Below are 22,607 nucleotides of genomic sequence, written 5' to 3'. Positions count from 1 at the left end.
ATCCCTTCAAAGAAGATAAATCCTATTATACAGGAAAAAAGCATCTTGAACATAGCTGCATGCATCTTGCATTTTTTTTAAAATTTATCTGATTTAGGAGAATAATCGTACAAATTCCGTGGCCACATCTAGATTGAAAGACACAGGGAAGGGTAATTTCTCCTAAATTCTTTTAAAGTAAATAGTAAAACACTATTTATTTATATTAAAAAAAATGTTATATTATTTTCGATTAGTAGGAATGATTCAACATCAGAGGTCTGATGTCTTAAGAAATTAGCTGGGGGAAACTGTATGTCAATAAAATCAGATAGTCGACATTTATATTTGCAGGTCATTGATTACCTGAAGCAGGATATTGAAGCTGGAGTCTATCAGGAAAATGAAAAATTCCCTTCAGAATTCGATCTTGCGAAAAAATTGGGAGTTAGTAGGGCGACACTTCGAGAAGCGCTGCGAATTTTGGAAGAAGAAAACATTATCATTCGCCGCCATGGAGTTGGGACTTTCGTCAATCCGAAACCTCGGTTCACTTCAGGTATCGAGCAATTAAAAAGTGTCACGAACATGATTGAAGAGGCAGGGATGAAGCCGGGTACGATTTTCTTAAGCTCGACGGCCCAAGAACCTACAGAAGAGGATATACGCAGGTTTTCTTGTTCAACAGACGAACGCATCGTCAGCATCGAACGAGTAAGGACAGCGAATGGGGAGCCAGTCGTCTACTGTATTGACAAAATTCCTGAATCTATTCTTTCAGAAAATTTTGACCGTAATGATGAGTCTCTTTTTGATATTTTGGAAAGAGATGCGCATCGGAAAATTACGCATGCCGTAGCGGAGATTGAGCCCATTGGATATCATGAGAAAGTTTCTCCTATCCTTAAATGCTCGCCAGAAGCCGCGCTACTCGTTTTAAAGCAGATGCATCTGGATGATTGGGACCAGCCTATCCTGTATTCTGTTAACTACTTTAAAGCCAATATGTTCAGCTTTCATGTTCTTCGTAAACGTGTGTAGGCCTTGACTCTGCATACGGATGAATGCAAGCGATTGTTTCGATTCCAAAAAAAGTCGATCAAAACGTATGCAAAAAAAATTAACGAGAAGTGAAAACGCAAACATAAATGACTTTTCAGAACATTCCTGCTCAAAAAACTATGTAAATTAGGGGGATAAAAATTTGAAAAAGCGCAAATTAGGACTAGCTCTTTCACTTGTTCTTGCAGCCGGTACGCTACTGGGAGCATGTGGTAATTCAGAGAATGATGATAAAGAATCTTCAAATGGGAAAAACAAAGATAACTTCACTGTTGCGATGGTAACTGATACTGGCGGCGTGGATGACGAGTCGTTCAACCAATCCGCTTGGAAGGGCATTCAGGAATTCGGTAAGGATAATGGTCTGGAAAAAGGTAAAGATGGCTACAACTACCTGCAATCTAAATCTGATGCCGATTACGCTAAGAACCTGAATACGCTTGTACGTGAAGATTACCAACTAATCTATGGTATCGGTTTTCTTTTAGCGGAAGCTGTTGGTGAAGTGGCTGACCAACGTCCGGATTCACACTTTGCCATCGTGGATACAGTTGTAGACAAAAAGAATGTAGCCAGCATTAATTTTAAAGAGCAGCAAGGTTCTTTCCTAGTAGGTGTAATTGCCGGAATGCAAACGAAAACAAACAAAGTCGGTTTTATCGGCGGAGTTGAATCTGAGTTAATCAAGAAATTCGAAGTTGGCTTTAAGGCTGGGGTTTTATCTGTAAATCCGGATGCAAAAGTTGAAGTTAAATATGCCGGGGATTTCAATAAAGCTGACATCGGTAAATCAACTGCAGGCTCCATGTATTCTTCAGGTATCGATATCATTTATCATGCTGCTGGCGGAACTGGAAAAGGTGTATTCACTGAAGCAGTAGAGCAAAAGCAAAAAGATCCTAAGAGAGAAATCTATGTTATCGGTGTAGATAGCGACCAAGCTAAATTGGGGGCAGTTCCTGGAACAGACGACAACATTACTCTGACTTCCATGCTAAAACGTGTTGACGTGGCAGTTAAAGACCTTTCCGAGAAAGCGAAAGAAGGAAACTTCCCAGGCGGAAAAGTAATTGAGTACGGTATCGAAGAAAATGGTGTAGGCATTTCCGAAACAAAAGATAACGTAACAGAAGAATCTTTAAAAGCGGTCGAAGAATGGACAGAAAAAATTAAATCAGGTGAATTCGTCGTTCCGGGTACGGATGAAGAATTCGAAAAACTTGATTTATAAGCTGTAATGCCAGAAAGAATAGAGAGGCAGAATTGCCCTCTATTCTTTCTTTTCCCAATCACGCTTTGCAACTGAAAAAATATCGAATGAAAAACTATGAAAGAATCGTAGTTTTTCATTTGGTTTTTTTTAAAAAATCAATAAGCTAGTAAAAGCAATTAAATGATTTAAGAATATTTACACTCATTTTAGGAGTTGATAATACGTGGAATATGTAATTGAGATGCTTAATATCCGTAAGGAATTCCCCGGCATCGTCGCAAATGATAACGTTACACTTCAGGTTAAAAAAGGGGAGATTCACGCATTATTAGGTGAAAATGGCGCGGGTAAATCCACTTTGATGAATGTTTTATTCGGCTTATACCAGCCTGAGCAGGGAGAAATCCGTGTGAATGGCAAGCCAGTCAAGATTACCAGTCCCAACATTGCCAATGATTTAGGAATTGGGATGGTCCATCAGCATTTTATGCTCGTTGACCCTTTTACAGTAACGGAAAATATCATTTTAGGAAAAGAACCATCCAAAGCGGGTAAGATCGATTTAAAAGAAGCGAGCGAGGAAGTTAGGAAACTATCAGAACAATATCAGCTTCGTGTTGACCCCTATGCGAAAATTGCCGATATTTCAATAGGGATGCAGCAGCGTGTCGAGATTCTTAAGACGCTTTACCGTGGTGCGGAAATATTGATTTTTGATGAACCGACCGCTGTATTGACTCCTCAAGAAATCAAGGAATTGATTTATATTATGAAAGCCCTTATCAAAGAGGGTAAATCTATCATTTTAATCACACACAAACTTAAGGAAATCATGGAGGTTTGTGACCGGGTAACGGTTATCCGCAAAGGGCAAGGAATTGGTACAGTGAACGTCAACGAAACGAATCCTAACGAATTGGCGAGCTTGATGGTCGGTAGGGAAGTTCTATTCAAGACGGAAAAAACGGCCGCTACTCCTTCGGATGTAGTTCTCGAGGTTCAGGAACTGGAAGTCAAGGATTCCCGGGGCGTTTCAGCTGTTCGGAACTTGGATTTAACAGTCCGTGCAGGAGAAATTGTCGGTATTGCCGGTGTAGATGGAAACGGTCAATCCGAACTGATTGAGGCATTGGCTGGCCTAAGGAAGACAACAGCTGGTTCGATAATGCTAAATGGAAAAGAAATCAGGAATCTGAAGCCGCGTAAAATCACTGAAGCAGGTGTCGGCCATATTCCAGAAGACAGGCATAAGCATGGCTTGGTTCTCGATTACAGCATTGGGGAAAATATTGTCTTGCAAACCTACTATCAAAAGCCTTTTTCAAAAGCCGGTATCTTGAACTCAAAGAAAATATTTGAAAAAGCCCGTTCATTGATCAAAAGCTATGATGTTCGGACTCCGAGTGAATATACCCCGGCAAGGGCTCTTTCTGGCGGGAATCAGCAAAAAGCGATCATCGGCCGGGAAGTTGATAGGAACCCGGATTTATTGATTGCCGCACAGCCAACACGCGGGCTTGATGTAGGAGCGATCGAGTTTATCCATAAACGGCTCATTGAACAGCGTGATGCAGGAAAAGCGGTACTTCTCATTTCATTTGAATTGGAAGAAATCATGAATGTGAGCGATAGGATTGCCGTTATATACGAAGGGGAAATCGTCGCAATTGTCGATCCGAAAGAAACGACTGAACAGGAGCTTGGCCTTCTAATGGCTGGCAGTAAACGGACGGAAGCAGGTGGAAAACAAAATGTCTAAGTATTTATCTAAATTAACGAGTCCGTTAATAGCAGTTATCCTCGGCTTAGTCGTTGGGGCCATAATCATGTTGGTAAGCGGCTATGACCCAGTTGCCGGCTATGGCTCCATGGTAAATGGAATTATTGGGGATTCCTATTATGTAGGGGAATCCGTCAGGACAATCATCCCTTATATCCTTGCCGGTTTGGCAGTGGCTTTTGCTTTTCGCACGGGCCTTTTCAATATCGGTGTAGAAGGGCAATTAATTGTAGGCTGGCTGGCGGCAGTTTGGGTCGGAATCGCTTTTGATCTTCCGAGAATCATCCATTTGCCATTGGCCATATTAGCTGGTGCAGCTGCTGGGGCATTGTGGGCTTTTATCCCTGGTTATTTAAAAGCTAAGTTCCGTGTACATGAAGTAATCGTTTCCATCATGTTGAATTATACAGCTTTATATGTGACGAATTATTTAATTAGGAATGTAATGACTGACAAGCTGGATAAAACAGAAAGAATTGCTGATACAGCATCACTGCGGTCTCCTTTTTTTGAAAGCATTACGGATTTTTCCCGGATGCATTGGGGAATAGTGGTAGCGATTATTTGCGTAATCATCATGTGGTTCCTGCTTGAAAGGACCAAAACCGGCTTTGAACTGAAAGCGGTAGGTTTCAATCAGCACGCGTCCGAGTATGCAGGGATGAGTGTCAATAAGAACATCATACTTTCCATGGTTATTTCAGGTGCTTTTGCAGGACTTGCGGGTGCGATGGAAGGCCTTGGAACTTTCGGTTATGCAGCGGTCAAAGGCGGGTTCACAGGTATGGGCTTTGATGGGATTGCAGTAGCCTTATTAGGGGCGAATACGGCTATTGGTGTTGTGCTTGCAGCCTTATTATTTGGGGGACTGAAAGCCGGGGCATTGAATATGCCGCTAGAAACCGGAATACCTAGTGAAATTGTGGATATTGTCATAGCATTGATCATTTTCTTCGTAGCATCCAGTTATTTTATACGTTGGATTGCCGCTCGATTTAAGAAAGGGGTGAAATAAGTGGATTTTTTCCAAGTATTACAAATTATTATTCCATCTATGATAGCTCTAGCTGCTCCACTTATTTTTACTTCACTCGGAGGAGTGTTTTCTGAACGGGCTGGTGTCATAAACATCGGTTTAGAAGGTTTGATGGTCATTGGTGCCTTTACAGGGATTGTTTTTAACTTAATGTTTGCTGATGTATTTGGGGAATGGACTCCTTGGCTTGCAGTCTTAGCGGCAATGATTGCCGGCTTGCTGTTTTCCATTCTGCACGCTGTGGCATGCATTACGTTCAGGGCGGACCAAACGGTTAGTGGGGTTGCCATCAACTTGTTGGCAGTAGGTCTGACCATGTTTTTGGTGAAGCTGATTTTTGACAAAGGTCAAACTGATAGAATCACAGAAACATTCCCAAGGATTGATGTTCCATTATTAAGTGATATTCCATTTATTGGACCCATCTTTTTCGCAAATGGTTATTACATCGTATATATAGCGATTCTCATATCTTTTGTCGTTTGGTATGTTCTTTATAAAACACCATTCGGGTTAAGGATTCGTGCAGTGGGAGAACATCCCATGGCTGCTGATACGATGGGTGTCAATGTTACGAAAATCCGATATGCCGCCGTTTTATTATCAGGTGCTTTTGGAGGTATCGGCGGAGCGATTTATGCCACCATCTTTTCAAATGAATTCAATCATGCGACAATTAATGGTCAAGGTTTCATGGCCATTGCCGCCATGATTTTTGGTAAGTGGCACCCGATCGGGGCAATGGGAGCAGCTTTATTCTTTGGTTTGGCTCAAAGTTTAAGTATCGTTGGCTCGAGCCTTCCCTTCTTCAAGGATATTCCATCAGTTTATCTCTTGATCGCTCCATATGTTCTGACGATCATTGCGCTAACTGGTTTCATTGGACGTGCTGATGCTCCAAAAGCATCCGGACAGCCATACATCAAAGGGAAAAGATAAGTGTCTAACCGGTCAGCAAACTGTGCTGGCCGGTTTTTTCTTTAGAGATTGAGCCATAAGTGATGGTAAGCTGGTGAAAAACCAAAAAAAGTAGCTGTAACTTGCATGATTTTTCCTTTCACATGTATATTTTAAGTAGATGTTTAAAAGGGTTCCAAACTACAAACAATAAGCTAATAAAGGTGATTTATATAATGAGGAGGATTATTCATGTCTATTGCTTCCGATACAATTACGGAAAAAAGCGGCTACAAGCTTCATGTGGTCCGGACGGATAAATATAAAACGAATACTCTCGTGCTGAAGATGAAGGCCGCTTTGACAAAAGAGGACGTTACATATCGTGCATTGCTGCCATATGTGTTACAAAGTAATACAAGTAAATATCCTACAACACCCGAGCTTCGATCTTATCTTGATGATTTATATGGAGCAGGGTTTTATGTCGATGTAGCTAAAAAAGGAGAATATCAAATCATAAGTTTTACGATTGATATCGTCAATGAAAAATTCCTTAGTGATTCAACCCCGCTTCTCGAAAAGGCTTTTGGGTTATTATCAGAGGTGATCTTCAATCCGAAGAAAAACGGCGAAGCCTTTGACCCTAAAACGGTTTCCAATGAAATCCGTTCCTTAAAACAGCGGATTCAATCCATTTCCGATGACAAAATGCGATATTCAGCTACACGTCTAGTAGAGGAAATGTGCAAAAACGAACCATATGCTTTAGAAGCGAGCGGTAATCTTCAAGACTTGGAAACGATAACTCCAGAGTCCCTATTCGCCTACTATAAAAAAATGCTGTCGGAAGATGAAATCGATTTATATGTAATCGGCGACATCGATGGATCGGAAGTGGAGGCACTGGCTGACAAGTATGTGTCGTTGCAAGAACGTGAGCCTGTTAGACTGCCGAGGAATACGGGCAAGGCAGTGGAGAAGGAAAAGGAAATCATCGAGAAATCGGATGTGAAACAAGGGAAATTGAATATCGGTTATCGAACCCAAGTTGCATACGGTGATCCGGATTATTATGCTCTTCAGCTTTTCAATGGGATTTTTGGTGGTTTTTCACATTCAAAACTTTTCATTAATGTCAGGGAGAAAGCCAGCCTTGCTTATTATGCAGCTTCAAGGCTTGAAAGTCATAAAGGACTATTGATGGTCATGGCCGGCATTGAAAATGCCAACTACAAGCAGGCATTGGATATCATTCATGCACAAATGAAGGAAATGAAGCAAGGTAACTTTTCCGATGAAGAACTTGCACAGACAAAGGCGGTCGTTAAGAACCAGCTCCTTGAAACCATTGACGTTTCGAGAGGGCTTGTGGAAATTTTATATCATAATGTGATTTCCGGGCAGGATATATCACTCGACGAGTGGTTTACAAAAACAGAGCGGACGACAAAGGAAGAAATCATTGCAGTTGGTCAAAAGATCCAGCTTGATACGATTTATTTCCTAACGGAAGCGGAGGTGCAAGGGTAATGGAAAAAATAGCATTCACTCAATTGAAAGAAGAGCTTTTCCATGAAAAAATGGATAATGGTCTCGAAGTATATATTCTTCCGAAAAGCGGGTTCAATAAATCATTTGCGACTTTCACGACGAATTATGGTTCAATCGACAACCATTTCAAACCATTGAATGAAACGGAATTCTCTAAAGTACCAGATGGGATTGCCCATTTTCTTGAACATAAGCTATTTGAAAAGGAAGATGGTGATGTTTTTCAGCAATTTTCAAAGCAGGGAGCATCTGCAAATGCCTTTACCTCTTTCACCCGTACAGCTTATTTATTTTCCAGCACGTCTGATTTCGAGAGGAATCTTACTACCTTAATTGACTTTGTCCAGGATCCTTACTTTTCGGAAAAGACGGTAGAAAAGGAAAAAGGAATCATTGGGCAGGAAATCAACATGTATGATGATAATTCAGACTGGCGGTTATATTTTGGGACGATTGCCAATATGTATCATCAGCATCCAGTGAAAATCGATATTGCCGGTACTGTGGAATCGATTGCAGGTATTACGAAAGATATGCTTTATGAATGTTATAATACGTTTTACCATCCTAGCAACATGCTCCTATTCGTTGTAGGACCGGTAGATGTCGAAAGTACCATGAAACTGATTCGGGATAACCAAAATGGTAAAGGATACAACGAACAACCAGCAGTGGAACGTAAATTTGACGAAGAGCCGGAAACCGTTGCCAAGGATAAGGAAGTCTTAAGGATGAATGTCCAGACACCAAAAGTGATGCTGGGCATCAAGGCCATCAATGTAAACCAATCCGGTTTACAGCTTTTGAAAAGGGAATTGGCGACCAATATTTATTTGGAAATGCTGTTTGGCAAAAGTTCGCCTTTGCATGAGGAGCTGTATGAGGAAGGGCTGATCGATCAAAGCTTCTCATATGATTACACACAGGAACAAGGTTTTGGATTTGCGTTAATTGGCGGGGACAGTGCCAAACCTGATGAGTTGATGGAGTCTTTATTCGGTATCCTGCAAAAATCAAAAGCCGGAACCGGCCTGAATGAAGAAAGCCTGCAAAGGACTATCAAGAAAAAAATCGGATCTTTCCTTCGTTCCTTGAATTCGCCGGAATATATAGCGAATCAATTCACCAGATATGCATTCAATGATATGAACTTGTTCGATGTTGTATCGGTATTGGAAAAACTAACTATCGAAGATATCAGGGAGGTCGCCAAGTACTTAATATCCGATGAACGGATGACAGTCTGTCAGGTACTTCCGAAATAATATAAAGGGGGCGTGAAAGTGGGGAAACGTTTTGCCCTTATTACAGGAGCCAGTGGAGGAATCGGCAGGGAAATCGCTATAAAGCTCGCCGAGGAGAATTACTCACTTTATTTACATTATAACAGCAATGAAGAAGCGATACTTGCCCTTATTGAAGAACTGAAGCCTCATCAAGTCGAAATTATTCCGATACAAGCGGATTTGGCTGCACCGGACGGCTATAAGAAATTGGCGGAAAATATTTTTGCCCTTCATGCAATCGTCCTTAATAGTGGCAATAGCTATTATGGGCTTATATCTGATATGGATGAGACTATCGTTACTGAAATGGTTCAGCTGCATGTAACGAGCCCTTTCCAATTAACAAAGGAACTGCTTCCAAAGCTTATGTACCAAGAACAGGCTGCCATCGTTGCCGTCACATCAATTTGGGGGCAGACAGGTGCATCTTGTGAAGTATTATATTCAATGGTCAAAGGCAGCCAAAATGCTTTTATCAAGGCGCTTAGCAAAGAAGTATCGCTTAATGGAATCCGGGTGAATGCCGTTGCCCCCGGTGCGATTTCCACTTCCATGCTCGAATCTTTCAGTGCAGAAGATCTGGAAATCATCAAAGGCGATATCCCGATGGGCAGGATGGGGCATTCCAAAGAAGTCGCGGAGGCCGTATACTATTTGCTTTCCGACAAGTCGTCCTATATAACCGGGCAGATTTTAGGCGTAAATGGCGGATGGTACACATGATTTTTTTTAAAAGACATGAATAATTCCCTCAATTTCTTCACAAAATATCTTTGTACTATTTTGAAGGAAAGGGTGACCATTCATGTCTGTACTGGACAATTGGGATCAATGGAAAAACTTCTTAGGCGACAGATTACATCAAGGTGAACAACAAGGCTTGTCAGAAGGCGCTGTTAACAACTTGGCTTACGAAATCGGTGATTACCTAGCTAATCAGGTTGAGCCCCAGAATGATCAAGAGAAAGTGCTTGCTGATCTTTGGTCAGTGGCAAGCGATCAAGAAAAACATGCCATGGCAAGTGTCATGGTCAAGTTAGTCGAGAACAATGGAACGAAGTAAAATATCAATCCAAAAGGCCCTGTTATTAATTAACAGGGCCTTTTGGATTCGAGGGGGATGACTATTTGTCCTCTTATATAAAAATGAATACTTTTATAGGGTTTTTCCTTTTAACTTATCACGAAATGCTATATTATAGAAGCTAGACAATTAATATTAAAGTGTTCAGACCTTGAAATTTACGATGGATAAGTTTTTTGCCCATGATTAGGGTAAAAGCTTTTAGGCTTAAGGAGTGTTATCGTGGATAATAAAGAATGGTATTTTGAATATGAAATTCAAGTCAACCGTCCTGGATTATTAGGGGATATTTCATCCCTTCTGGGTATGCTTTCCATTAATATCATCACCATTAACGGGGTCGATGAAGGCAGGCGTGGGTTACTTTTGTTGGCCAAAGACAGCCGTAATATAGAAAGATTCGAGTCAATTCTCCGTACGATGGATACGATAAAGGTCATTAAGCTTAGGGAACCTAAATTACGTGATCGCCTCGCAGTCAGGCATGGACGCTATATTCAGCGCGATGCCGATGAGAAAAACACATTTAGGTTTGTTCGTGATGAACTAGGCTTGCTTGTCGATTTCCTGGCCGAGCTATTTAAACAGGAAGGTCATAAATTGATCGGGATTCGAGGGATGCCCCGTGTCGGAAAAACTGAATCTATCGTGGCATCGAGTGTTTGTGCTAATAAGAGATGGTTGTTTGTGTCATCGACCCTTTTAAAGCAGACTATCCGCAGCCAGCTTATTGAGGATGAATATAATAATGATAATTTGTTCATTTTAGATGGAATTGTTTCCACTCGCCGTGCAAATGAGCGTCATTGGCAGTTGATTCGTGAAATAATGAGGCTTGATGCTGTCAAAGTAATCGAACATCCGGATGTTTTTGTCCAAAATACGGAGTATACCCTCGAAGACTTTGATTATATTATTGAATTGCGAAACAATCCTGAAGAAGAAATAACATATGAAGTTGTCGACCAAAAAGACCAGTTTTCAGGGTCCGATTTTGGTTCCTTTGACTTTTAAAATGGCAGGTGTTTTATTTGACTGAGTTGGGTAATCGATTAAAGGAAGCTAGGGAAGCAAAAGGTCTTAGCCTAGAAGATTTGCAGGAATTAACGAAGATCCAAAAGCGTTACCTCATTGGCATTGAAGAAGGAAATTACAGCATGATGCCAGGAAAGTTCTATGTACGGGCATTCATAAAGCAATATTGTGAAGCGGTCGGACTGGATTCAGAAGAGATTTTCGAACAATATAAGAGTGAAATACCATCGGTCTATAGTGAGGAATTGCCAGAACAGCTTTCACGGGTCCAATCCCGGAAAACCATTCCGGCAGGAGATTCAAAGGTTGTGGAATTGTTACCGAAGATCTTGGCTGCCGTTTTAGTCATTGGTGCGGCCGTATTGATTTGGGTTCTGGTATTGAACTATATGAGTAATCCGGATAACGAGGACAAAAAGGACGCGAAACAGAGCGATGCCGTGGATTACAATAAAAGTGAAGAGTTTAACAAAGAAGAAGAGAATGCAGACCAAAAACAGAATGAAGAAAAATCAGATTCATCTGAAAAGAAGAATGAAGTTGATACAGCAGTCAAAGATGAAGAGAAAGAGCAAAATCTTGCCGTCACAAGTTCCAGCGGTAAAAATAGTACGTATGAATTAAAAAATACCGATACTTTTAAATTAAAGGTGACCTCCAAAGGCTCACCATGGGTCGGCATAAAAAATGGTGAAGGTAAATTACTTTTCCAAGGCACTATCGAAAAGGACAAAAGCCAGGAAATTGATTTCACCAATGAAAAAGAAGCTGTCATCAATATAGGCAGAGCATATGAAACAGAGATTTATGTGAATGATGAGAAGCTGGAGTATTCCATTTCACCGACTGAAGTGAATACGCAATTGGTTACGATACAATTTACGAAAGCCGAATAGTCATCTTATAGATGACTATTTTTGCTCTATTTAATGGTAAGGCGCGGGAAATGGTCCATTCGGCATATAAGATTGGATTTTGAGTTAAATTATACATATAAGCATTATTTTAGATCTAAGACGCAGGCCCGAATGGCAGGCGTAAATTTTGGAGGTAAAAGTTTTGAATCTGCCTAATAAGATTACAGTAGCAAGAATCTGTTTAATACCAGTATTTTTAATCATCATGCTCGTTCCTTTTTCATGGGGGACACTGACTTGGGGAGAATACAGTTTGCCAGTGGCACACCTGGCCGGAGCCATCCTCTTTATAATCGCTTCCACTACGGATTGGATCGATGGCCATTTTGCCAGAAAGTATAATATGATTACTGATTTAGGAAAATTTTTAGATCCATTGGCAGATAAACTTCTTGTTTCGGCTGCCTTAATCGTTTTGGTTGATCTAGATTTAATGTACGGTCAATCTTGGATTGCCATCGTGATCATAAGTCGCGAGTTTGCAGTAACTGGATTGCGTTTGGTGTTAGCGGGTACAGGTGAAGTGGTTGCAGCGAACCAGCTAGGTAAAATTAAAACATGGGCACAAATTGTTTCTATTTCGGCTTTATTGCTGCATAATCTTCCATTTGCCCTCATTTCACTTCCATTTGCCAATATCGCATTATGGATTGCATTAATCTTTACAATCTGGTCAGGTTTGGATTATTTTATAAAAAACAAAGAAGTATTTGTTAATTCAAAGTAAAACGAATGGTGGTTTTGAAAAGATGGATGCAGAAATCATTGCAGTGGGCTCAGAGCTTCTTTTAGGTCAAATCAATAACACTAATGGAAGATTCTTATCGCAGCAGTTTGCGGAAATGGGGATCAACGTTTTTTACCATACTGTGGTCGGGGATAACGACCGCCGATTACAACAAGCTATAGAAATCGCTGAATCGAGGGCGAACTTGATTGTTTTTACCGGTGGACTTGGTCCTACCAAAGACGACTTAACGAAAGAAACGATTGCTCGCCATATCGGGAAAAAGCTCGTTTTTAATGATGAAGCTTTGCAATCCATTGAAGCTTACTTCCAAAAACGGGAACGGCCGATGACGGAAAACAACAAAAAGCAGGCCCTTGTCTTAGAAGGCAGTGAAGTGTTGGCAAACGATCATGGCATGGCCCCGGGAATGGTTTTGTCCAAATCCGGGATTACATATATGCTCCTGCCTGGTCCACCAAGTGAAATGGAGCCGATGTTTTTAAGTTATGGTTATGAAAAGATCATGAATAAATTGGAAAAGCATGAACGGATCGATTCCAAGGTTCTACGGTTCTACGGTATAGGTGAAGCCGAACTGGAAACGGTGATTGAAGATCTCCTTGTCAATCAAACGAATCCGACAATCGCTCCGCTGGCAGCCGAAGGGGAAGTGACGTTAAGGATCACCGCCAAAGGCCCTTCCAAAGAAAAATGCGAAGAACTTATTTTAGAAACGGAAAAAGAAATTCTTAGCAGGGTCGGCAAGTTCCATTATGGAAGTGATAATACTTCGCTAATAAAGGAACTTGTAAAAGAATTAACGGTCCGCAAGCTTTCAATCGCGGCAGCTGAAAGCTTGACCGGGGGGATGTTCCAAGAACAGCTGACAACCATCCCGGGCGCCGGTAAAGTCTTTAAGGGCGGAATGGTCTGCTATACGAATGATGCGAAGTCCAATGTCCTCGGCGTCAGTGATGATACCATATCTGAGTATGGGGTGGTCAGCGGTGAGTGTGCAATGGAAATGGCCTCTAATGTCCGGAGTAAGCTCGATGCGGATGTAGGCATAAGCTTTACGGGTGTTGCAGGGCCGGATGAACAAGAAGGCAAGCCTGTTGGTACAGTATTTATTGGCATTTCCTATCGGGATGGAAACACTCATTTCAAGGAGTTGAATCTTTCCGGTAGCAGGGCGCAAAACCGTATTCGGAGTGTGAAGTACGGCTGTCATTACCTATTAAGGGATTTATAAACGCCATAAGCAGAGCTTTTTTACAGCTCTGCTTTTTATTTGGTTTTAGAAGTTTGTTTCTTGCAAAATAGGGAAAAAAGAAAAAAGTTAATTCAATGAAAATGTATTTTTTAGGGAGTAAGTGAAGCGAAATGGAAATTTCCTTAAGCTAAAACGCTTTTTTACAAAGAATATCCCGAAAGAAAAAAACGAATGAATGTTCGACTTTTTGCTTGGCAAAATAGTAAAAAGAGTATATAGTAAAGATAGGTTTTGAGACAGGGTACAAACCTTGAACTCGAATAATTGCTAACGTAAGTACACCTTTAATCGGACAGCCGATTAGTTGAATATAGAGGAGGAAATTAAGTGAGTGATCGTCAAGCGGCTTTAGATATGGCGTTAAAACAAATTGAGAAACAATTTGGTAAAGGTTCGATTATGAAACTTGGGGAACAGACTGATCGTAGGATTTCAACGATCTCAAGCGGTTCTTTAGCATTGGACGTAGCGTTGGGAGTGGGCGGATATCCAAGAGGCCGGGTCATTGAGATATATGGACCTGAAAGCTCAGGTAAAACGACTGTAGCATTACATGCCATTGCAGAGGTACAAAAGACTGGTGGGACGGCTGCATTCATTGATGCCGAGCATGCTTTAGATCCAGCATATTCAGAAAAACTTGGTGTGAATATCGATGAGTTACTCCTTTCACAGCCTGATACGGGTGAACAAGCCTTAGAGATCGCTGAAGCGTTAGTTCGAAGCGGAGCAGTAGATATCATTGTTATTGACTCGGTGGCAGCACTTGTTCCTAAAGCTGAAATTGAAGGCGAAATGGGAGATTCCCATATGGGTCTTCAAGCCAGGATGATGTCTCAGGCACTTAGAAAACTGTCTGGTTCCATTAATAAATCAAATACCATTGCCATTTTCATTAACCAAGTCCGTGAAAAAATCGGTGTTATGTTTGGGAATCCAGAAACGACTCCGGGAGGCCGGGCATTGAAGTTCTATTCAACTGTTCGTCTGGAAGTGCGCCGTGCGGAACAATTAAAACAAGGTAATGAAATCGTCGGTAATAAAACTAAAATCAAAGTTGTAAAAAACAAGGTTGCTCCACCATTCCGCCAAGCTGAAGTTGACATCATGTATGGTCAAGGGATTTCGCAGGAAGGTGAAATCATCGATATGGGTGCAGACCTGGATATCGTCCTTAAAAGCGGCTCATGGTATTCATACAATGAAGAGCGTGTCGGACAAGGCCGTGAAAATGCGAAGCTGTTCCTGAAAGAAAATCAGGATATCGCTCAGGAAATTTCTCAGAAAATCAGAGATCACTATAATCTTGATGGAGAGCATGAATTACCACCAGAAGAAAATGAAACAGAAGAGCATTTTGAATTGCTTGATTAATGATATTGGAAAAGGCCTAAGCTTATTCGCTTAGGCCTTTTATGTATATTTTAAGAAAAATGCGAAATTTTCAGCGGATTAAATGGCATTGTAATAAGATTTACAGACTGCTTCCATAATGAATGCTGTACATTATGATGGTTGATATTAAGAAAACTTGAATAATCATTGATACATAAGGGACAAACGCTTGACAATAAAAATTCTCAACTATACAATTAATATGTATATTTTACAATTTTTCAAACTAAAATTTTGAAAATTAAGTGCTGTATATTGAATTTATGTGCAATGTACTTGCCGACAGTTCAACATTTTATGTAAAAAGTTCATAGCAAGGGGAGGTGAAACGATGGAACCCATGACAATCATCTTCACTTTGCTTGGCCTAATCGTCGGTGCAGTTGTTGGTTATTTTATTCACAAATCAAAATTTGAGAGTAGAATAGCAGGGGCAAAGGGCTCTGCAGAACACATCCTTGAGGATGCAAAACGTGAAGCGGAAGCACTTAAGAAAGAAGCCTTGTTGGAAGCAAAAGATGAAATTCATAAAGTTCGTGCCGATTCGGATCGGGAAGCCCGTGAAAGAAGGAACGAATTACAAAAACAAGAAAATCGGTTATTGCAAAGAGAAGAGAATCTGGACCGTAAGGATGAAACGTTAGACAAACGTGAAAGCCTTTTGGAGAAAAAAGAAGATTCTCTAAACCAAAGACAACAGCATATTGAAGAGATGGAAAGCAAAGTGGAAGAGATGGTTCGTAAGCAGCAAACAGAGCTTGAACGTGTTTCCGGTTTAACTCGTGAAGAGGCTAAAGCAATCATTATAGACCGAATGGAAAACGAGCTTGCTCACGATGTAGCGCTTATGATTAAAGAAAGTGATACCCGTGCCAAAGAAGAAGCTGATAAAAAAGCAAAAGAAGTCCTTTCTCTTGCCATTCAGCGTTGTGCGGCTGATCATGTTGCAGAGACCACCGTTTCTGTAGTAAATCTTCCAAACGATGAAATGAAAGGACGGATAATCGGACGTGAAGGACGAAATATCCGGACGTTAGAAACGCTAACAGGTATTGACCTTATTATTGATGATACTCCTGAAGCTGTCATTTTATCTGGATTCGATCCAATTAGACGGGAAACGGCACGCTTGGCTCTTGAGAAACTTGTTCAGGACGGACGGATCCATCCGGCTCGCATTGAAGAAATGGTTGACAAAGCAAGACGTGAGGTAGATGAACATATTCGTGAAATTGGTGAACAGACTACTTTTGAAGTTGGAGTTCACGGTCTCCATCCAGATCTCATCAAAATACTAGGACGTTTGAAATTCCGTACCAGTTATGGGCAAAACGTACTTAAACATTCAATTGAAGTGGCCCAGCTTTCAGGTTTACTGGCCGCTGAGCTCGGTGAGGATGAAGTTCTTGCCCGCCGTGCAGGTTTATTGCATGATATTGGGAAAGCGATCGATCATGAAGTGGAAGGCAGTCACGTTGAAATTGGCGTTGAATTAGCAACCAAATATAAAGAGCATCCAACTGTCATTAACAGCATCGCTTCACATCATGGCGATACGGAACCAACTTCCATCATTTCAGTGCTTGTGGCTGCCGCTGATGCATTATCAGCTGCAAGACCGGGAGCAAGAAGTGAAACGCTTGAAAATTACATTAGAAGACTTGAAAAACTTGAGGAAATTTCCGAGTCCTATGATGGAGTGGAGAAATCTTTTGCGATTCAAGCCGGACGAGAAGTGCGAATTCTAGTGAAACCAGAACAAATCGATGACCTTTCGGCACATCGACTCGCACGTGATATCCGGAAAAGGATTGAAGAAGAGCTCGATTACCCAGGTCATATAAAAGTCACGGTCATCCGTGAAACAAGAGCAGTCGAATATGCCAAATAATTGTTAGTGAAAGACGAAGTGGTGCAAACCACTTCGTTTTTTCTTTTTCCGATATGAATCGTTAAGCGTATTCTTATAATTACCCCCAATTATGTTACAATACATACTTGAATAATTCATATAATCAGGTGAATCCAGAAAGGGTTTTACAATGAAATTGCTATTTATAGGGGATGTAGTGGGTTCTCCAGGTCGTGACATGATCCAAGAATACCTACCTAAGTTAAAAGAAAAGTATCGTCCGCATATCACGGTCATCAATGGCGAGAATGCAGCAAGTGGCCGGGGGATTACAGAAAAGATTTACCGCAGTTTTTTAGAGTGGGGAGCGCAGGCAGTGACCATGGGAAACCATACATGGGATAATCGTGATATTTTCAATTTTATTGATGAAGCGAAATATCTTGTCCGTCCAGCAAACTTTCCAGACGGGGTACCCGGAGAAGGTATGAAATTTTTAAAATTGAACCAGCATGAAATAGCGGTCATCAATTTGCAAGCGAGAACGTTCATGCCGGATTTGGACTGTCCGTTCAAAAAGGCGGAAGAACTAGTGGCGGAGGCTCGAAAAAAGACACCGATCATCTTTGTCGATTTTCATGGTGAAGCGACAAGTGAAAAGCAAGCCATGGGGTGGTTCTTGGATGGTAAGGTTACAGCCGTCGTTGGTACACACACACACGTCCAGACAGCCGATAACCGTATATTACCTGCAGGCACCGCTTACATATCAGATGTAGGCATGACAGGACCATATGATGCCATCCTTGGTATGGGAAGAGAGGCAGTCATCCATCGGTTCCTGACCAGCCTTCCAGTTCGTTTCGAAGTCCCAAAAGAGGGACGGACCCTATTAAGTGGGGTTCTCCTTGAAATTGATGAGAAAACTGGCAAGGCAAAGAAGATAGAAAGGATCCTGATTAACGAAGATCATCCCTTTTACCATTGATTAAGAACGGATGGACAGTCAAACTGCCATCCGTTTTTCCATTCTTTAATAAATGGTGTACAATCCCGGTTTTCTTTGTCATACAAGTTTTACTTGATGAATATAGTAGCAGTGGAAAGTGTTATAACTATTGAGCCAAGTTAGAATCGGCAGGGAAAACAAGGAGGACTAGGAATGGAAATATTAAAAGTTTCAGCAAAATCTAATCCTAATTCTGTAGCAGGCGCACTAGCGGGAGTGCTCAGGGAAAGAGGGGCAGCCGAAATTCAAGCAATCGGTGCAGGTGCGTTAAATCAAGCCGTCAAGGCAGTAGCAATCGCAAGAGGGTTTGTCGCACCTAGTGGAGTTGACTTGATTTGTATTCCTGCCTTTACAGATATACTTATTGATGGCGAAGAAAGAACGGCAATAAAACTAATCATTGAACCAAGATAATTGCATGTTTGGGTGTCCTGTTTGTCGGATGGCGAGCAGGCACTTTTTTGTCGTGACTTCCCAATGACGAAAGATCCTTATCGCTTTATAATGGTATATATAATCATAAAAAAGTACAGGAAGGGGGATTACATTGGAGATTTTTGATGCACATTGTGATGTGCTGATGAAGATGTTCATCGATCCGGATATTTCTTTTACAAATAGTGATAAATTACATATAACAAAGCGGGGTTTATTGGATGAAGGGGGAAAAGTCCAATGTTTTGCCATATATATTCCTGAAAAAGTCCACCCTGATATGAGATTTCAAGCGGCTTTGGCGATGGTGGATATTTTTCATGAAAAGATTTTGTCGGAGCCGGAATTGAAATTCATAAAGACCAAGGCAGACATCGAATCTTTAAAAGAAAAGGAAATCGGTGCAATGCTAACTTTGGAGGGGTGCGATTGCATTGGGAATGATTTGTTGAAACTGAAAACCCTTATTCATCTTGGAGTATCCTCTGTAGGTCTGACTTGGAATCACGCTAACTTGGTAGCGGATGGGGCATTGGAAACAAGAGGGGGAGGCTTGACAGGATTTGGAACGGAAGTGGTCGCGCTACTGAATGAGAAGTCAATTTGGTGTGATTTATCCCATTTATCTGAAGCTGGATTTTGGGACACCCTAAAGTTGGCGAAATTCCCGATCGCCTCCCATTCGAATGCTTATCACCTTTGTCCGCATCCGCGAAATTTAAAGGACGGGCAGATAAAAGCCCTTTTACAGAAAAATGGGGTGATCGGCGTAACCTTTGTCCCGCAATTTCTAGCAAATGGCCCGGTTACGATAAAGGATATCTTGAAACATATAGAGCATATATGCAGTTTGGGCGGGGAAAGACAAATTGGATTAGGGTCCGACTTCGATGGAATCGATCATATGGTAGAGAAGTTAACGTCATATAAGGATTATCATAACTTAATAAATGAATTGAACAGGCTTTATACCAGTGAGTTTGTAAAAGGTCTCCTTTTTGATAATTTCACTCGTAATTTTCCGCTTGAAAAGGAAATATCTTAGGTGATTTTCAATTCTTACTATATAGATATGAATAAATATTCTGAAAATATAAAAAATAAAAGCAAAAAGGTTGCAATTTGATGATTTAACCGATAGAATTGAAAGCGTTTAGTACACCTTTCCTAAATTAGAACGATAATTATACATAATTGAATGTTCTAAGAGAGGTGCGGTTAAATGCATTTATATACGAACGTCCTAAAGGAGTGTAAGACATGATCAATCAACTTTCATGGAAAGTTGGCGGACAACAAGGTGAAGGTATTGAAAGTACAGGAGAAATATTCTGTATTGCCCTCAATCGCTTAGGTTATTACTTGTATGGCTACCGTCATTTCTCATCCCGAATCAAGGGTGGACACACGAATAACAAAATTCGTGTAAGTACTACGGAAACTCGTGCTATCTCTGATGATTTAGACATCTTAGTTGCTTTTGACCAAGAAACAATTGACGTCAATTATAAAGAATTACATGAGGGTGGCATCATAATTGCAGATGCAAAATTCAAACCTGTCTGCCCAGAAGATACAAAGGCAGAATTATATATTGTTCCTTTTACGGAAATAGCAGCCGAATTAGGAACATCATTAATGAAAAATATGGTTGCCATCGGTGCAACATGTGCTGTTCTCGGAATGGAAATTTCCGTATTCAACGATGTGGTTGATGAAATATTCGGCCGTAAAGGTGAAGAAATCGTTAAGAAGAATATGGATGCCATTACTGCCGGCTATAAGGCAATGGAAGTGCTGCTTGGAGAAAAACTGGGCGCGATGGAGCTGGAAAAGGCAGACGGCCAAAAACGTATGTTCATGATCGGAAACGATGCTATCGCTTTAGGCGCAGTTGCAGGAGGTTGCCGCTTCATGGCAGCTTACCCGATTACTCCGGCTTCGGAAATCATGGAATACTTAATTAAGAAACTTCCTCAATTTGGCGGGACGGTCATACAGACTGAAGATGAAATCGCGGCAGCCACAATGGCAATCGGTGCGAACTATGGCGGTGTACGTGCCATCACAGCTTCAGCTGGACCTGGGCTTTCCTTGAAAATGGAGGCGATTGGTTTAGCGGGCATTACCGAAACGCCAATTGTCATCGTCGATACTCAACGTGGCGGTCCATCTACGGGACTTCCTACAAAACAGGAGCAATCCGATTTAATGGCCATGATTTATGGTACACATGGTGAAATACCTAAAATCGTCATGGCTCCGAGTACTGTTGAGGAAGCTTTTTATGATACGGCAGAAGCATTCAACCTTGCAGAGGAATATCAATGTCCGGTTATCGTTTTATCCGACTTACAGCTATCATTAGGTAAACAGACGGTTCAGCCGCTTGATTACGGCAAAGTGGAGATAAGACGCGGAAAATTGGTTGACTTTGAAATTGAAGAGCCAGAAAACAAATCTTACTTCAAGCGTTATGAAGTAACGGAAGACGGAGTCTCACCACGGGTAGTGCCTGGTATGAAAAATGGAATTCACCATGTTACGGGTGTTGAACATGATGAAACGGGCAGACCTTCCGAGACGGCCTTGAATCGCAAAGTGCAAATGGATAAACGGATGCGTAAGCTGAATAATTTAACTAACACATTCCAAACACCAGTATACAAAAACACACCGCATGAAGAAGCGGATTTATTAATTCTTGGTTTTAACTCAACACGCGGGACGATTGATGAAGCGATCGGCCGTTTAGAAACGGACGGAATGAAAGTGAATCATGCGCAAATCCGCTTGATTCATCCTTTCCCAGCTGATGAAGTCCTTTCATTGGTGCAAAGTGCTAAGAAAGTAGTAGTTATTGAAAATAATGCGACTGGACAATTGGCTAATATTATCAAGATGAATGTCGGACATGTTAATAAAATAAAAAGCATCCTAAAATATGATGGCAACCCATTCCTCCCGCATGAAATTCACACACAATGCAAGGAGATGTTCGAATATGGCAACGTTTAAAGAGTTTCGGAATGATGTAAAACCCAACTGGTGTCCTGGCTGCGGAGATTTCTCCGTTCAGGCTGCCATGCAGCGTGCGGCAGCCAATGTGGGATTGGAGCCGGAGAATTTGGCCGTTGTTTCCGGTATCGGCTGTTCAGGGCGTATATCCGGTTACATCAAGTCCTATGGTTTCCACGGCATCCATGGCCGCTCACTGCCAATTGCCCAAGGAGTAAAAATGGCCAACCGTGAATTGACCGTTATAGCTTCAGGCGGTGACGGAGATGGTTTTGCAATCGGGATGGGACACACCATCCATGCGATCCGCCGTAATATCGACATTACGTATATTGTCATGGATAACCAAATTTATGGATTGACAAAAGGCCAGACTTCTCCTAGATCCGCTGCTGGATTTAAAACGAAATCCACTCCAGAAGGATCAATAGAACAGGCTGTTTCACCTATGGAATTAGCATTGTCAGCTGGCGCAACGTTTGTGGCCCAAAGCTTTTCCACTGACTTGAAAGACCTGACGGCGATCATTGAAGCAGGGATAAACCATAAAGGGTTCTCCTTTATCAATGTTTTCTCTCCTTGCGTAACATATAATAAGATCAATACGTATGATTGGTTTAAACAAAACTTAACTAAATTGAACACGATTGAAGGCTATGATTCATCAAATAAAGAACAGGCCATGCAGACTTTGATGCAGCATGACAGCCTTGTGACAGGGATCATTTATCAAGACTCTTCACGCCCTTCGTACCAGGAATTAGTGCCAGGGTATGCTGAAAAAGCGCTAAACAAATCAGATTTGACACTGGATCAAGCGCACTTTGATAAGCTTGTTGCTGAATTTATGTAAAAGTTAAAAGGTTCACCCCTTAAGATGGGGTGAACCTTTTTTTATGACTAATTGGAAAGCTCAAGTAGAGAGAGTACTATACTCTCTAAATTAGAATCCGAAGAAATTGCAACGATTCCTTCTACGACAATGGTGGTCGCGGTCACGGTCGCGGTCGCGGTCGCGGTCCCGGTCACGGTCCCGATCGTTGTCGCGCCTA

General features: G+C 41.4%; 20 protein-coding genes. All 20 read left to right on the top strand.

Features of this window, described 5'->3' with window-relative positions; translation table 11 throughout:
* The first annotated feature begins 294 nt into the window (after positions 1 to 294).
* The 20 genes from ACFX4H_RS06920 to ACFX4H_RS06825 all read left to right on the top strand — a co-directional run bounded on the left by ACFX4H_RS06920 (position 295) and on the right by ACFX4H_RS06825 (position 22,408).
* Positions 295 to 1,020 (top strand): GntR family transcriptional regulator, encoded by a 726-nt coding sequence (locus ACFX4H_RS06920; RefSeq protein WP_034313556.1) that lies wholly within the window; start codon positions 295 to 297, stop codon positions 1,018 to 1,020.
* 163 nt (positions 1,021 to 1,183) lie between these two features.
* Positions 1,184 to 2,272, top strand: a complete 1,089-nt coding sequence (locus tag ACFX4H_RS06915; RefSeq protein ID WP_048684735.1) for a BMP family lipoprotein — start codon at positions 1,184 to 1,186, stop codon at positions 2,270 to 2,272.
* Between the two features lie 205 nt (positions 2,273 to 2,477).
* Positions 2,478 to 4,013, top strand: coding sequence for an ABC transporter ATP-binding protein (locus ACFX4H_RS06910; protein ID WP_133348182.1), 1,536 nt, complete (start codon positions 2,478 to 2,480; stop codon positions 4,011 to 4,013).
* Positions 4,006 to 5,049 (top strand): ABC transporter permease, encoded by a 1,044-nt coding sequence (locus ACFX4H_RS06905; protein ID WP_034313547.1) that lies wholly within the window; start codon positions 4,006 to 4,008, stop codon positions 5,047 to 5,049. Before ACFX4H_RS06910 ends, ACFX4H_RS06905 begins: the two co-directional genes overlap by 8 nt.
* A gap of 39 nt (positions 5,050 to 5,088) precedes the next feature.
* Positions 5,089 to 6,009, top strand: coding sequence for an ABC transporter permease (locus ACFX4H_RS06900; RefSeq protein ID WP_048684941.1), 921 nt, complete (start codon positions 5,089 to 5,091; stop codon positions 6,007 to 6,009).
* Between the two features lie 210 nt (positions 6,010 to 6,219).
* The gene (gene yfmF / locus ACFX4H_RS06895) at positions 6,220 to 7,500 is read left to right on the top strand and encodes an EF-P 5-aminopentanol modification-associated protein YfmF (RefSeq protein WP_377434812.1); all 1,281 of its coding nucleotides are present in this window, start codon (positions 6,220 to 6,222) and stop codon (positions 7,498 to 7,500) included.
* Complete coding sequence (yfmH, locus tag ACFX4H_RS06890) at positions 7,500 to 8,786, top strand: EF-P 5-aminopentanol modification-associated protein YfmH (protein WP_377434810.1); 1,287 nt, start codon at positions 7,500 to 7,502, stop codon at positions 8,784 to 8,786. Before yfmF ends, yfmH begins: the two co-directional genes overlap by 1 nt.
* An 18-nt stretch (positions 8,787 to 8,804) precedes the next feature.
* Positions 8,805 to 9,530 carry an elongation factor P 5-aminopentanone reductase gene (gene ymfI / locus ACFX4H_RS06885; protein ID WP_034313534.1) on the top strand — a complete coding sequence of 242 codons (726 nt, stop codon included), beginning with the start codon at positions 8,805 to 8,807 and terminating at the stop codon, positions 9,528 to 9,530.
* A gap of 82 nt (positions 9,531 to 9,612) precedes the next feature.
* The gene (locus ACFX4H_RS06880; RefSeq protein WP_034313532.1) at positions 9,613 to 9,870 is read left to right on the top strand and encodes a DUF3243 domain-containing protein; all 258 of its coding nucleotides are present in this window, start codon (positions 9,613 to 9,615) and stop codon (positions 9,868 to 9,870) included.
* Positions 9,871 to 10,113: 243 nt separating this feature from the next.
* Entirely contained in the window at positions 10,114 to 10,905 is a 792-nt protein-coding gene (locus ACFX4H_RS06875) for a DUF3388 domain-containing protein (RefSeq protein WP_034313530.1), read from the top strand.
* 17 nt (positions 10,906 to 10,922) lie between these two features.
* On the top strand, positions 10,923 to 11,822 hold the full coding sequence (locus ACFX4H_RS06870) for a helix-turn-helix domain-containing protein (RefSeq protein ID WP_063591645.1): 900 nt from the start codon (positions 10,923 to 10,925) through the stop codon (positions 11,820 to 11,822).
* 163 nt (positions 11,823 to 11,985) lie between these two features.
* On the top strand, positions 11,986 to 12,570 hold the full coding sequence (pgsA, locus tag ACFX4H_RS06865) for a CDP-diacylglycerol--glycerol-3-phosphate 3-phosphatidyltransferase (RefSeq protein ID WP_034313524.1): 585 nt from the start codon (positions 11,986 to 11,988) through the stop codon (positions 12,568 to 12,570).
* Between the two features lie 22 nt (positions 12,571 to 12,592).
* Positions 12,593 to 13,825, top strand: a complete 1,233-nt coding sequence (locus tag ACFX4H_RS06860) for a competence/damage-inducible protein A (RefSeq protein WP_034315395.1) — start codon at positions 12,593 to 12,595, stop codon at positions 13,823 to 13,825.
* A gap of 348 nt (positions 13,826 to 14,173) precedes the next feature.
* Positions 14,174 to 15,220 (top strand): recombinase RecA, encoded by a 1,047-nt coding sequence (gene recA, locus ACFX4H_RS06855; protein ID WP_034313522.1) that lies wholly within the window; start codon positions 14,174 to 14,176, stop codon positions 15,218 to 15,220.
* 352 nt (positions 15,221 to 15,572) lie between these two features.
* Positions 15,573 to 17,132, top strand: coding sequence for a ribonuclease Y (rny, locus tag ACFX4H_RS06850; RefSeq protein WP_057278383.1), 1,560 nt, complete (start codon positions 15,573 to 15,575; stop codon positions 17,130 to 17,132).
* Positions 17,133 to 17,283: 151 nt separating this feature from the next.
* Entirely contained in the window at positions 17,284 to 18,081 is a 798-nt protein-coding gene (locus tag ACFX4H_RS06845) for a TIGR00282 family metallophosphoesterase (RefSeq protein WP_249597817.1), read from the top strand.
* 174 nt (positions 18,082 to 18,255) lie between these two features.
* Positions 18,256 to 18,516, top strand: coding sequence for a stage V sporulation protein SpoVS (gene spoVS / locus ACFX4H_RS06840; RefSeq protein ID WP_029281188.1), 261 nt, complete (start codon positions 18,256 to 18,258; stop codon positions 18,514 to 18,516).
* A 133-nt stretch (positions 18,517 to 18,649) separates the two neighbouring features.
* Complete coding sequence (locus tag ACFX4H_RS06835; RefSeq protein ID WP_377434806.1) at positions 18,650 to 19,582, top strand: dipeptidase; 933 nt, start codon at positions 18,650 to 18,652, stop codon at positions 19,580 to 19,582.
* A gap of 215 nt (positions 19,583 to 19,797) precedes the next feature.
* Positions 19,798 to 21,555: a 2-oxoacid:acceptor oxidoreductase subunit alpha gene (locus ACFX4H_RS06830; protein ID WP_057278381.1), complete on the top strand. Its 1,758-nt coding sequence runs from the start codon at positions 19,798 to 19,800 to the stop codon at positions 21,553 to 21,555.
* Positions 21,542 to 22,408, top strand: a complete 867-nt coding sequence (locus tag ACFX4H_RS06825; RefSeq protein WP_057278380.1) for a 2-oxoacid:ferredoxin oxidoreductase subunit beta — start codon at positions 21,542 to 21,544, stop codon at positions 22,406 to 22,408. Before ACFX4H_RS06830 ends, ACFX4H_RS06825 begins: the two co-directional genes overlap by 14 nt.
* Positions 22,409 to 22,607: the final 199 nt, after the last annotated feature.

The sequence above is a fragment of the Peribacillus sp. YIM B13477 genome (assembly GCF_042787955.1).
Taxonomy (GTDB): Bacteria; Bacillota; Bacilli; order Bacillales; family DSM-1321; genus Peribacillus; species Peribacillus frigoritolerans.
Note: the sequence above shows the minus strand (reverse complement) of the source record. Positions and strands in the feature narration are given on the sequence as shown.